A 12,383-nucleotide genomic window follows, 5' to 3' on the forward strand; every position below is an offset into this window, starting at 1 on the left:
GGGGTCTCACTCGTGGCGGGAACCGGCCGCGGCGTAGCTCTCGGCCAGGGAGAAGACGGTGCGGCCGTAGTCCGCGGAGTTGTTGTAGGTCAGCACTCCCGACCACCAGCCCCGCCCGGTGGTCATGTCGCGCCCGCCGGAGCACAGGTAGCGGGCGGCCGACATGGCCGCGTCGTCGATGTCGAACGGGTCCGCCACCCCGTCCCCGTTGCCGTCGGCCCCCCAGCTGCGCCACGTACCGGGGATGAACTGCAGCGGCCCCACGGCCCGGTCGAACCGGGTGTCCCCGTCGAGCGCGCCGCCGTCGCTGTCCGGCAGGTGGCGCACGCCGGGACCGCCGTCCAGCGGCACACCGATGATGGGGGTGGTGGAGGTGCCGTCCTCGCCGAGCACCCGATCGCCGTAGCGGCCGTGGTCGGATTCGACCCGCCCGATCCCGGCGACCGTCACCCAGGACAGGCCGCACTCCGGCCGGTGCCGGCGCATCCCCAGCTCGGCGTTGACGTAGGCCTCGGCGGCACGTGCCGGTATGTCCACCTCGGCGGCGACGTCCTCGGCCAACGCCCGCACCGGGTCGTCGTGCTGCTGCCACGCGCCCTCAGCCGGTGGCGGCAGCGACTCAGGACCCGCGGACTCGTCCGGGGCCGGCGCTTCGGAGCCGGGCTCGACCGCGGCGGGCCGCACGGGCTCGCGCGGCAGCGGCCCCGCGCGGGGGCCCTCGGGCGGCCGGGTGAGCACGTCGAGCAGCCCGATCCCACCGGAGACGAGCACGACGAGCGCCACGGCCACGACGGCACGCCCGCGCACGCCGAGCTCGTGCGGGCGAGCGCGCGCCGCGAGCGGAGCGAGACGCCGGTGGAGGAACCGCCCCGCGGCGCCGCACGCGTGCGAACAGCTGCGGGCCCAGCGTGCCGCCCCCCGGTAGAACGACCGAAGCACGGCGACAGGCTACGTGCCAGTAGCCTGCCGTGACCATCACCGCGCTGCCACGGATGCGCGGAAGCGGTGCGCGGGGACGGCGGTCAGCTCTGCTCGCCCGGTTGCGCGCGGCTGGTGCGGCCGTAGTGATCGGCCCAGGCCACGACCTCCTCGACGTAGTCGCGGCTGGCGTTGTAGCGCAGCAGCGCCGTCCGGAAGTCATCGCGATCGGTCAGGTCCGCGTCCTGCGCGCACAGGTAGCGCCCGGCGGCCATCGCCGCGTCGTCGATGTCGTGCGGGTCGGCGTCCCCGTCGGCATCCGCGTCGACGCCCCACTCGCGCCACGTGTCCGGGATGAACTGCAGCGGGCCCACCGCCCGGTCCCAGACGGGATCGCCGTCCCACGCGCCGCCGTCGGTGTCCGTGATCCGCCGGACGCCTTCGCTGCCGTCCAGCGGGACGCCGCGGATCTCCGGACTGGGTCGGCCGGTGGCGTCCAGCTGCGCACCCCCGTAGCGCCCGTGGCCGGACTCGACCGAGCCGACGCCCGCGAGCACGGTCCAGCTGAGACCGCACCGGGGGTTGTCGCGTTCCAGCTGCCGCGCCGTGTAGCCGTAAGCCTGCAGGGCCGCGCGCGGGATGTTCAGCTCAGTGGACAGATTCTCGGTCCACGGCCGCAGCTGGGCCTGCGGGCGGGATTCGGGCGGCCGAGCACCGTCGCCGGGTTCGTGCAGCCGCACCTCGGGCGGGTCCACCCCCGGGTCGGGCGGGGCGGACGCGGGCGGCGGTTCGAAGCGCTCCGAAGTGTCCGGCCCTCGGGAGTCCAGGGCGGAGCACGAGGTCAGCACGACCAGCGCCGGAACGCACACCAGCATCCCGCGCGCACCTGCTCGCGGCACAGCATTCCTCCGTCCGCGCGTACCCGCGCCTTCTGCAACCCGTGTCCCGGACCGCTGGCCTCGCCCGGTTCCCGCGGCACCCGGTTCGCGGGGACACCGTCCACGCGGCCGGTGCGGCGCTCCGCTGCGCCTCACCGATCGTGGGGCACGGCAGCGCGCTCGGACAAACCGGGCAGTGCTGCGCGCCACTGGGCTTCGCCGGCCCGCGCGGGCTCGCGGCCCTCCTCGCGCAGCTGCCGTTCGGCCTGGCGGATCATCCGGTCGACCCGCAGCGCCACCTCGCGCAGTTCGTCCTCGGGGTCGTGCCCGTCGACGCGGGCGCGCGCGGCGAGCGCGAACATCCGCCCGCCGAAGCCGTCACCCGCGGGCAGTTCCGCCACCGGCACCCCGGCGCGGTGGGCGCGCTGCGCGATCTTCGCCGCCAGCGCGGCGGCCGGCTGCCCCGGGGCCACACCGTCCACGATCGAGTCGCGCTGCTTCTCGCGCTGCTTGAGCTCCTCCCATCGGGCGTGCTGCGCCTCGGGGTCGAGCACCTCGCCGTCCTGGGCGAACACGTTCGGGTGGCGGGACACGAGCTTGGCGACGAGGTCCGCGGCGACCTCGTCGATGTCGAACGGATCGCCGGCGTCCTCCGCGGCCACGCGGGCGTGGAAGAGCACCTGCAGCAGCACGTCCCCGAGCTCCTCGCGCAGCGCGGCGCGGTCCCGCTGGGCGATGGCGTCGAGCAGTTCGTAGGTCTCCTCGACCAGGTAGCGCCGCAGCGAATCGTGGTCCTGCTGCCCGTCCCACGGACAGCCGCCCGGCGAGCGCAGCCGGTCCATCACCGACACGGCCGCGAGCAGTTCGGCACCGGCGGGCCGGGGCGTGCCCACGACGTCCGCACCCGCGGCGCGCAGCTCGGCCGCGGGTGCTTCGGCGGCATCGGTGGTCAGCAGCACGACCGGGGCGACCGCCGCGCGCCGCGCGAGCTCGGCCGCCGGCGGCGGCGCGGGCACCCGGGAGGTCCCGCGCGCGGCCAGCGCCGCACGCGCGGCGTCCGGGACCGCGTCCGTGGCGAACACGTCCGCGGCGTCGCGCAGGAACGGAAAGGCGGACGCGGGGATGACCTCGCCGAGCCGCGCATCCACCACGACCACGGCAGTGCCCGATACCGGCTTGGACTCAGCAACCACGCTTCGATTCTGCCCGGACCGCGCGTTCGCCCGGTTCCGGGGTGGGCACTGCGGCGGTGCGCGGCCGCGCACCGGATCCGGATGCGCTGGAGCCGGGCGCGCCGGGGCACGGCCCGATCCGGAAGCCGCGGAGCTCCTCCTCGTCGCTGCGGGTGGTCAGCGCGATCGGGTCCCAGACGCCGTAGCGGGGGCTGAGCCGCACGCCTTCGCGCGCGGCCGTCAACCCCAGCAGCTGCTCGCCGAACCGGCTGAGCACCTGCTCGTCGGCGGGTCGGGCGCGGCGGTCCGGCTCGGCGCGCTCGTCGCGCCGGGCGATCCGCGCGACGAGCCACTGCCCGGCCCCGGGGCTGGGTTCGTAGGCGAGCACGGTTCCCGGCCGTGCGCCGAACAGCGGGCTCCCCGCGGCCGTGCCCGGCGCGGCGGACGCGCGCAGCCCGTCGACGCGCTGCGCGGGCACTCCGGCGCGGCGGTCCGCGGCGAGCAGCTCGCGGGCCTGCTGCGGCCCTGCGGCCATCCGCTGCGCCTTGCGCCGGGCTTCGCCGCGGCTGTCGGCCCGGGTCATCGCGAAGCTCACCGCGAGCCGGTCGTAGTACTTGCGCCCGAGCTCCACCAGCGTCAGTTCCGAACGCGCCGCCCGCGGCAGCTGGTCCCGCTGGTACGGGGTGCCCTCGGTCAGCGACTGCGCACCGCCGGCGCCGCTGATCAGCTCGCGCACCTGGGCTTGCGAGACCTCGAGGCCCTCCGCCCGCGCCGCGCGCCGGGTGAGCTCCTCGCGGACGAGCTGCGCGGCGAGCTCCCTGCCGAGGTCGTCGACCTCGCCGCGCTGCTGCAACCGCTGCTTCAGCTCCTGCTCGTCGCGCAGGGTGTCGTGCAGCCAGCCGTGCACCTCCCGCACGGGGATGCGCGTACCGCCGACGAACGCGGCCGCGCCCGCGCGGTCGGCCGTGCCGCACCCGGCGAGCACTCCGGTGACGAGCAGCACGGCCAGCAACGGGCGGGCACGGCGGGAGAAGGTGGATCTCACAGCGGCACAGCTTCGCACGGCGCACGCCCCGTGGCGCACATCACCACGCCGAAGCCGGGCAGCTGTTCGTCACGCCGGTGCCGGTGCCGCCACCACCGAGTTCAGCAGGTTCGCGCACCAGTCCAGCAACGCCTCGTCGCGCAGCTGGGGAGCGCCGATGCGCCCGCCGGCGGCGCCCTCGGTCGGCCGCGGCACCGACAGCGTGCGCACGGCCGACTTGTGCACCGCCTTCGGGTACAGCCGCTGGAGCCGCACGACCTGCGAATCGCGCAGCTCCACCGGCGCGAACCGCAACGAGGAGCCCTGCACCGTCACCTCGGTGACGCCGTGCTCGCGGCACGCCTGGCGGAAGCGGGCGACGTGCAGCAGCCGCGTCACCGGATCCGGCACCGGCCCGTAGCGGTCGACCAGCTCGGTGCGCACGGACTCCAGCTCCTCCTCGGTCCGCGCGGCCGCGATCTTGCGGTACGCCTCCAGCCGCAGCCGCTCACCGGTCACGTAGTCGTGCGGGATGTGCGCGTCCACGGGCAGGTCGACGCGGACCTCGGTCGGCTCGGTCTCCTCGACGTCGCCGGAACCGCCGTCGGCCTGCTGCCGGTAGGCCTCGACCGCCTCGCCGACGAGCCGCACGTACAGGTCGAACCCGACCCCGGCGATGTGCCCGGACTGCTCCGCGCCGAGGATGTTGCCCGCGCCGCGGATCTCCAGGTCCTTCATCGCCACGGCCATCCCGGCACCCAGTTCCGAGTTCTGCGCGATCGTGGACAGCCGGTCGTAGGCGGTGTCCTTCAGCGGCGTCTCCCCCGGGTACAGGAAGTACGCGTAGGCGCGCTCGCGGGCGCGCCCGACGCGGCCGCGCAGCTGGTGCAGCTGGGCGAGGCCGAGCCGGTCGGCCCGGTCCACGACGAGCGTGTTCGCGTTGGCGATGTCCAGGCCGGTCTCGATGATCGTGGTGCACACGAGCACGTCGTGCTCGCGCTCCCAGAAGCCCTGGATGATCTTCTCCAGCCGGTCCTCGTTCATCTGCCCGTGCGCGGTGACCACCCGCGCCTCGGGGACGAGCTCGCGCAGGTTCCGCGCGGTCTTCTCGATGTCCGAGACCCGGTTGTGCACGAAGAACACCTGGCCGTCGCGCAGCAGCTCGCGGCGGATGGCGGCGGCCACCTGCTTCTCGTCGTAGGCGCCGACGTAGGTGAGCACCGGGTGGCGCTCCTCCGGCGGTGTGAGGATCGTGGACATCTCGCGGATGCCCGCGGTGCTCATCTCCAGCGTCCGCGGGATCGGCGTGGCCGACATCGTCAGCACGTCCACGTGCGTGCGCAGCGACTTGATGTGCTCCTTGTGCTGCACGCCGAAGCGCTGCTCCTCGTCGACGATGACCAGGCCGAGGTCGCGGTAGCGCACACCGGTCTGCAGCAGCCGGTGCGTGCCGATGACGACGTCCACCTCGCCCTCGGCGAGCCCGCTCAGCGTGCGCTCGGCCTCCTCCGGCGTGGTGAACCGGGACAGGCCCTCGATGCGCACCGGGAAGGACCGCATCCGCTCGGTGAAGGTGTTCAGGTGCTGCTGCGCCAGCAGCGTCGTCGGCACGAGCACCGCCACCTGCTTGCCGTCCTGCACGGCCTTGAACGCCGCGCGCACGGCGATCTCGGTCTTGCCGTAGCCGACGTCGCCGCAGATCACCCGGTCCATCGGCACCGAGCTCTCCATGTCGCTCTTGACCTCGTCGATGGCCGCGAGCTGATCGCCGGTCTCGGTGTGCTGGAAGGCGTCCTCCAGTTCGCGCTGCCACGGGCTGTCCTGGCCGAACGCGTGCCCCGGCGAGGACTGGCGCGCCGCGTAGAGCTGGACGAGTTCGGCGGCGATCTCCTTGACCGCCTTGCGCGCCTTGGCCTTGGTGTTCTTCCAGTCCGCGCCGCCGAGCTTGTTCAGCGAGGGGGTCTCCCCGCCGACGTAGCGGGAGACCTCGTCGAGCTGGTCGGTGGGCACGAACAGCCGGTCGCCCGGCTGGCCGCGCTTGCTCGAGGCGTACTCGAGGACGAGGTACTCGCGGGTGGCCCCGCCGACGGTGCGCTGCACCATCTCGATGAACTTGCCGACGCCGTGCTGGTCGTGCACCACGTAGTCGCCCGGTTTCAGCGCCAGCGGGTCGACCGCGTTGCGGCGGCGCGACGGCATGCGCCGCATGTCGCGGGTGGAGGTGCCGCCGCGGCCGCCGGTGACGTCGGTTTCGGTGAGCACGGTCAGGCGCACCTGGGGAGCGGCGAAGCCGTCCTCCAGACCGCCGCGCACCACGGTGACCACACCGCCCTCGGGAGAGCTGTCCAGCCCCTCGGTGGCCAGTTTGACCGGCAGTTCCTCCTCGCCGAGCTGCGCACCCACCCGCTGCGCAGTGCCGGTGCCGGCGACGACGAGCACGGCCGCGCCGCCGGCGGTGATGTGCGCGCGCAGGTCGGCGAAGGCCTTGCTGATCTCGCCGCGGTAGCGCTCCACGGGTTGCAGGCCCAGCGGCACGGTTTCGTCATCGGATTCGTCGTGCTCGCTGGACAGCTGCGTCAGCCTCCACCAGGGCAGGCCGCGCTGCCGGGTCTGTTCGGCGACGTCGCCGAGCCCGCGGTAGGCGGCCGCGCCCAGATCGATCGGGGCCTGCCCGCCTTCGGCGGCGACCGTCCACGAGGCCTGCAGGAACTCCTCCCCGGTGCGCACCAGGTCGGCCGCGCGGGCCTGGATCTTCTCCGGATCGGCCAGCAGCACGTGCGTGTCTTCGGGGACGAGTTCGGTCAGCAGGTGCATCTCGCCCTCGCACAGGGCGGGGATGAGCGCCTCCATCCCGTCGACGGCCGAGCCCGCGGCGATCTTGCCGAGCATCTCGGCCAGCTGCGGGTCCTGCTGGTGCTGCTCGGCGAGCTTCGCCGCCCGCTCGGCCACCTGGTCGGTGATGAGCAGCTCCCGGCACGGCGGTGCGTAGAGCTCGACCGACTCCGCCTCCGGCAGGGAGCGCTGGTCGGTCACCGAGAACGGGCGGACCTCGGTGATCTCGTCACCCCAGAACTCCAGCCGCAGCGGGTGTTCCGAAGTGGGCGGGAAGACGTCGATGATCCCGCCGCGCACGGCGAACTCGCCGCGCTTCTCGACCATGTCCACGCGTTCGTAGGCCAGGTGCGCCAGCCGGGCCACGAGCTGTTCGAAGTCGTGCTCGTCGTCGACGTTCAACCGCACGGGTCGCAGTTCGCCCAACCCGGGCGCGATCGGCTGGATCAGGCTGCGCACCGTGCTGACGAGCACGCGCACCGGCCCCTCGTCGTGCTCCTCGGGGTGGGCCAGCCGCCGCAGCACGGCCAGCCGGCGGCCCACCGTGTCCGCGCGGGGCGAGAGCCGTTCGTGCGGCAGGGTCTCCCACGACGGGAACACGGCCACCGCGTGCTCGCCGATGAGGTCGCCGATCGCCGCCGCGGCCTCCTCGGCCTCGCGGCCGGTGGCGGTGACCAGCAGCACCGGCCGCTCGCCCCCGCCGCGGTCCTCGTCGGCCGCCAGCGCGGCGGCGGTGAGGGGGCGCGCGGCGGCCGGTCCCTCCAGCACCAGGCGCGGACGGTCGGTGGAGCGCAGCACGCGTGCCACGGCCGGATCGGCCAGCATCGCGTCGAGCAGTCCGCGCAGGGGACCGGCCTGAGTCATGGGATGTACCTCGCAGCGACGTCACGACAGGCGCACACGCTCCTGCCCGGGACCGCGAGGACGGCGCGCACGCCGCCGACCGGAGGAGGGGGTGCGGTCGACCGGGAACAGGAAGCCACCACCCAGCCTACGACGTGCGGCCGCGGTGCCGTCCGAGGGCGCTGGGCGCGGCCGGGCGCGTCGGCGACCCCCGCCGCCGCGAGTGAGGTGGCACACTGAGCCCGTGCGCGTTCGGTTCCTCGTGTCCCTCGCGGTCGTCGCAGCGCTGGTCGCCTGCGGTGGGCAACCGACCCGGCAGGACGCGGCACCGAGCCCGTCCGCGCCGACGGGCGAGCTCGCCGCCGAGGTCGTGGCCGAGGGGCTGGAGCACCCGTGGGAGATCGGGTTCCTGCCGGACGGGGCGGCCCTGGTGACCCAGCGCTCGGGGGAGCTGGTGCTGCTGCCCGATCCGCGCTCGCGCACGCGGGCGCAACCGGTGCGCGCGGACTTCGGCGATGTCTTCGCCCGCAACGAGGCGGGGCTCATGGGACTGCAGACGCACCCGGACTTCGCGCGGAACCGGGTCTTCTTCACCTGCCAGGCCACCGAGCGCGGCGACGGCGCGGGCGACGTCCGCGTGCTGCGCTGGCAGCTGTCCGAGGACCGCACGGCGGCGCAACGCGTCGGCGACCCGCTGGTCACGGGGATCCCGCTGCGGTCGAACGGGCGGCACGCGGGTTGTCGGATGGCGCTGGACGACACGGGCGCCCTGCTGGTCACCACCGGCGACAGCGCCGCGCCCCGGATCTCGCAGGACCTGACGTCCCTCGGCGGCAAGCTCCTGCGGGTCGATCCGGACACCGGTGGGCCGGCGCGCGGCAACCCGTTCGCCGACGCCGCCGATCCGCGCCAGCGCCTCGTGCTCACCTTCGGCCACCGCAACGCGCAGGGCATCGCCACGCGCGCCGACGGGAGGGTGTTCCTCGCCGAGCACGGCCCGGACGTCGACGACGAGGTCAACCGGGTGCGGCCCGGCCGCAACTACGGGTGGGCGCCGGGCGGCGGGCTGACCGGCTACGACGAGTCGGTGCCGATGACCGATCGGGAGCGGTTCCCGGACGCGGTGCCGGCCGCGTGGTCCTCCGGCGAAGACACCGAGGCGGTCTGCGATGCGACGTTCCTGTCCGGCCCGCAGTGGGGCCCGCTGGACGGGCGGCTGGCGGTGACCGCGTTGAAGGGCAGCAAACTGCTGCTGTTCGACGTGGCCGGTTCGCAGGTGCGCGGTGTGGACGTGCCGCGGCCGCTGGACGGCACGTTCGGCCGCCTGCGGGCCGCCGCGCAGGGCCCGGACGGCGCGCTGTACGTGACGACCTCGAACGGGACCAACGACCGGGTGCTGCGGGTGACGCCGAACGAGCTCTGACGCACCTCGTCAGGTGGTGCGCCGGAAACCCTACCGCTGATGCCGCAGCACTTCGTTCGCGAACTTCGGCACCCCGATCCGCTCGAGCCGGTTCATCAAACCGGCGACCGTCGTGGGATCCCGCCGGTAACCAGCTACCTGACGCTCCAAGCTGGCCAGCACCCGCCCCGGATAAAGATCGAGCTGGTCAAGCAGGAACTCGTCCGGATGGACCGCTTCCACCTCGTACGGTCGCACGGCCCATGCCGGGAAGTGCCGCAGATTTGCCGTGACGATGATCAGCCTGAGCCTCGGAAGTCAGCTTGACGAGGTTGCGGTGTAGTTCATCAAGAACATGGGCCGACCACAGCGGCCGGTAGGTATCGGCTGCAGCCAGCCAGAGCAGCGTGTCGTTCAGGTAGCCAGGAACGAGTACACACGTGTCGAGGAGCACGGGGAACGCCACCGCTGGCTCCTACTCCTCGGGAAGAGACTGCAACGTGTCCTCGTAGAAGCCTGCTTCCTCCCCCTCTACCGCCATCTCGTGCAATGCCGCCTCCCGCTCCTGCCGCGTGCGCTGCTGGTAGGCGACGACGTCGGCAAGCCGCACGCGCCGGTGCCGACCGTGCATGCTGTAGGAGATTTCGCCGGAGGAGAGCAGTTTGATCAGTGTTGGACGCGAAACACCGAGCATGTCGGCAGCCTCCTGCGTGGTCAACATCGTGTTGTGCGGGGCCACAGTGATCGCCATGCCCTGCGCCATCGCGGTCACGACCTCTTGAAGGGCGCGGTAAACGGGTTCGGGAAGTTCGACTTCCTCCCCCTCCGGCCCGAGCAACAGCGCATGACCACTGGGCCGCTCAGCAGTCAGCTGTTTGGCCAGCGCACCCAGCAGATTCCGCCCGTCTTCGGGAGGCAGGACGGTTTGCTCACGCATCTTCGCACTCATCGCTACGCTCCCTTCGCGGCACCAGCTTAGGGAAAATTCGAAAAAATCGAAAGTGCGGTGCTGCGGGTGACGCCGAACGAGCTCTGACGCACCTCGTCAGGTGGTGCGCAGCTCGGGCTTGGCCTCCAGGTGCGACAGGCCGTTCCAGGCCAGGTTCACCAGCTGGGCGATGACCTCGTCCTTCTTCGGCTTGCGCACTTCGAGCCACCACTGCCCGACCAGTGCCACCATGCCGACGAGCGCCTGGCTGTACAGCGGCGCGAGCTTCGGGTCGTAGCCGCGCGCGGAGAACTGCACGCCGAGGATGTCCTCGACCTGGCTGGCGATGTCGTTGAGCAGGCTGGAGAAGGTGCCGGTGGTGCTGGCGACCGGGGAGTCCCGCACGAGCACGCGGAACCCGTCGGTGGAGTTGTCGACGTAGTCCAGCAGTGCTCGTGCGGCCTGTTCCAGCAGGTCCCGGGGGTGTCCGGCCGAGAGGGCGGAGACGATCTCGTCGAGCAGGTGCCGCATCTCCCGGTCCACCACGACGGCGTAGATGCCCTCCTTGCCGCCGAAGTGCTCGTAGACCACCGGTTTGGAGACCTCGGCCCGGTGCGCGATCTCCTCGATCGAGGTCCCGTCGAACCCCTTCTCGGCGAAGAGGGCGCGCGCCACGTCGAGCAGCTGGTGCCGCCGCTCCTCCCCGCTCATCCGCACGCGCGCGGCGCGGCGGGCCGAGCGGGAGGCCCGCTTGTTGGATTCGCTGGTGCGTGCGCGTCGCCGTGCCACTCGAACAACCCTAAACCGATCACCGGGTCCTGCCGGGCCCGGTCGCTCAGGTCCCCGTCTCGGTGACCGAGATGCGGGCGAGGCGCTTGGCGTTCGGCCACCGCACCTTCCAGGCCCAGCCGAACTTCTCCAGCGCCCAGATCACGCGCGCGGAGATGTCCAGCTGCCCGCGCTGCACGCCGTGGCGCGCGCAGGTCGGGTCGGCGTGGTGCGAGTTGTGCCAGGACTCGCCGAAGGACACCAGGGCCAGCGGCCAGAAGTTGGCGGCCTTGTCGCGGCTCTTGAACGGCCGCTCGCCGATCATGTGGCAGATCGAGTTCACCGACCACGTGATGTGGTGCAGCAGCGAGACCCGCACCAGGCCGGCCCAGAAGAACCCGGTGAACGCGCCCCACCAGGACATGGTGAGCAGACCGCCCAGCGCGGCGGGCAGCAGCAGGCTCAGCACGGTCCACAGCACGAACAGCCGGTTGAGCCCGAACATGGTGCGGTCCTTGTGCAGGTCCGGGGCGAAGCGCTGCGCGTTGGTGACGTTGCGCTCGAACAGCCACCCCATGTGCGCGTACCAGAATCCCTTGGCCAGGGCCACGGGCGAGCCGCCGAAGCGCCACGGCGAGTGCGGGTCGCCTTCGCGGTCCGAGTAGGCGTGGTGCCGCCGGTGATCGGCGACCCAGTTGATGAGCGGCCCCTGCACGGACATCATGCCCGCGACCGCGAGGAGGGCGCGGACCGGCCGCTTGGCCTTGAACGAGCCGTGCGTGAAGTGCCGGTGGAATCCGACGGTGACGCCGAGACCGGTGATGACGTAGAAGGCGGCGGCGAGCCCGACGTCGGCCCAGCCGAGTCCCCAGCCCCACGCGAAGGGGATGGCCGTGATCAACGCGATCAGGGGCACGAGGACGAAGATGTACACCGACAGCTGCGACACCCAGTTCCTGGTTCCGGCCACGAGGGGCTTGCGCCCGGAGCGGCCGTTCGAGGTCTCCGAGTCCGCGGAAGCGGCGGAAGGGGTTGCGTACCCGGTAGTTGCGGTCATGCTCTCTTCCTCACTGTCCGTGGCAGTTCCGATACTCGCGCGTGCCGTTGTGCTGCGAGAGCGTTCAACCTACGGAACCGTAACCTACGCCAGCGTAAGGTCTTTCCCGCGAACACGTCACCCTGATCCGGAAAATTGCGGCGTGTCGCCGTTTCCGGCGTGTCGCTGCCCGCCCTCATCGAGCCCCCTCATCGGTCCCCGCCCTCATTGGTCCCCCGCACTGCCCGCGGTGCCAGCCAGCTTCACCCGGTCGGCCGACGACGAGCACGCAACCACGAGTCGGTGCACCTCGTCGGAGGCCACATGACCGACGCAGAATCCGGTACCGCCGAGCGCCGCACGAGGGGGCACCCGACCCGCGCGGGCGCGGCCCCACTGGCCGCCGGCGGCCGCGGCCATGCCAGGATGTGCCCTGGGCGATATCGGGACCGGTTCCGATCTCGAGCTCCGCTCCCGGCTGTCGAGGGATTTCCACGGCAGTGCCCGATCCGCCGTGGTGTAAAGGCAGCACCTCGGATTTTGGTTCCGATGGTCCAGGTTCGAATCCTGGCGGCGGAGCGA

General features: G+C 72.6%; 10 protein-coding genes and 1 tRNA gene. 2 read left to right on the plus strand and 9 right to left on the minus strand.

Annotated features, from left to right (window positions below):
* Positions 1–6: 6 nt before the first annotated feature.
* The 5 genes from ACVGV2_RS17510 to mfd all read right to left on the minus strand — a co-directional run bounded on the left by ACVGV2_RS17510 (position 7) and on the right by mfd (position 7,688).
* A complete protein-coding gene (locus ACVGV2_RS17510; protein ID WP_459163437.1) occupies positions 7–807 on the minus strand; it encodes a lytic transglycosylase domain-containing protein in 801 nt (266 codons plus the stop codon).
* A gap of 215 nt (positions 808–1,022) precedes the next feature.
* Positions 1,023–1,817: a lytic transglycosylase domain-containing protein gene (locus tag ACVGV2_RS17515; protein ID WP_459163438.1), complete on the minus strand. Its 795-nt coding sequence runs from the start codon at positions 1,815–1,817 to the stop codon at positions 1,023–1,025.
* Positions 1,818–1,948: 131 nt separating this feature from the next.
* Positions 1,949–2,989, minus strand: a complete 1,041-nt coding sequence (locus ACVGV2_RS17520; RefSeq protein ID WP_459163439.1) for a MazG family protein — start codon at positions 2,987–2,989, stop codon at positions 1,949–1,951.
* Positions 2,979–4,013, minus strand: a complete 1,035-nt coding sequence (locus ACVGV2_RS17525; protein ID WP_459163440.1) for a SurA N-terminal domain-containing protein — start codon at positions 4,011–4,013, stop codon at positions 2,979–2,981. Before ACVGV2_RS17525 ends, ACVGV2_RS17520 begins: the two co-directional genes overlap by 11 nt.
* A gap of 69 nt (positions 4,014–4,082) precedes the next feature.
* Positions 4,083–7,688 carry a transcription-repair coupling factor gene (gene mfd, locus ACVGV2_RS17530; RefSeq protein WP_459163441.1) on the minus strand — a complete coding sequence of 1,202 codons (3,606 nt, stop codon included), beginning with the start codon at positions 7,686–7,688 and terminating at the stop codon, positions 4,083–4,085.
* Between the two features lie 223 nt (positions 7,689–7,911).
* On the opposite strand from mfd, the gene ACVGV2_RS17535 reads away from it, so the two are divergent.
* Positions 7,912–9,090, plus strand: a complete 1,179-nt coding sequence (locus ACVGV2_RS17535; protein ID WP_459163442.1) for a PQQ-dependent sugar dehydrogenase — start codon at positions 7,912–7,914, stop codon at positions 9,088–9,090.
* 30 nt (positions 9,091–9,120) lie between these two features.
* Here ACVGV2_RS17535 and ACVGV2_RS17540 read toward each other — a convergent pair whose 3' ends face one another.
* From ACVGV2_RS17540 to ACVGV2_RS17555, 4 genes are all read right to left on the minus strand, one after another.
* On the minus strand, positions 9,121–9,312 hold the full coding sequence (locus ACVGV2_RS17540; protein WP_459163443.1) for a hypothetical protein: 192 nt from the start codon (positions 9,310–9,312) through the stop codon (positions 9,121–9,123).
* Between the two features lie 232 nt (positions 9,313–9,544).
* Positions 9,545–10,018, minus strand: coding sequence for a helix-turn-helix domain-containing protein (locus tag ACVGV2_RS17545; protein ID WP_459163444.1), 474 nt, complete (start codon positions 10,016–10,018; stop codon positions 9,545–9,547).
* A gap of 96 nt (positions 10,019–10,114) precedes the next feature.
* Positions 10,115–10,708, minus strand: coding sequence for a TetR family transcriptional regulator (locus tag ACVGV2_RS17550; protein WP_459166042.1), 594 nt, complete (start codon positions 10,706–10,708; stop codon positions 10,115–10,117).
* A 124-nt stretch (positions 10,709–10,832) separates the two neighbouring features.
* The gene (locus tag ACVGV2_RS17555; RefSeq protein ID WP_459163445.1) at positions 10,833–11,822 is read right to left on the minus strand and encodes an acyl-CoA desaturase; all 990 of its coding nucleotides are present in this window, start codon (positions 11,820–11,822) and stop codon (positions 10,833–10,835) included.
* Positions 11,823–12,309: 487 nt separating this feature from the next.
* Here ACVGV2_RS17555 and ACVGV2_RS17560 point away from each other — a divergent pair.
* Positions 12,310–12,380: transfer RNA gene (locus tag ACVGV2_RS17560), tRNA-Gln, on the plus strand.
* The last annotated feature ends 3 nt before the right edge of the window (positions 12,381–12,383 follow it).

This window comes from Bounagaea algeriensis (genome assembly GCF_054491375.1).

Coding starts and splice junctions, on each gene's coding strand:
- mfd (WP_459163441.1), bottom strand. CDS start 7,688: ATGACTCAGGCCGGTCCCCTGCGCGGACTGCTCGACGCGATGCTGGCC.
- ACVGV2_RS17545 (WP_459163444.1), bottom strand. CDS start 10,018: ATGAGTGCGAAGATGCGTGAGCAAACCGTCCTGCCTCCCGAAGACGGG.
- ACVGV2_RS17550 (WP_459166042.1), bottom strand. CDS start 10,708: ATGAGCGGGGAGGAGCGGCGGCACCAGCTGCTCGACGTGGCGCGCGCC.
- ACVGV2_RS17555 (WP_459163445.1), bottom strand. CDS start 11,822: ATGACCGCAACTACCGGGTACGCAACCCCTTCCGCCGCTTCCGCGGAC.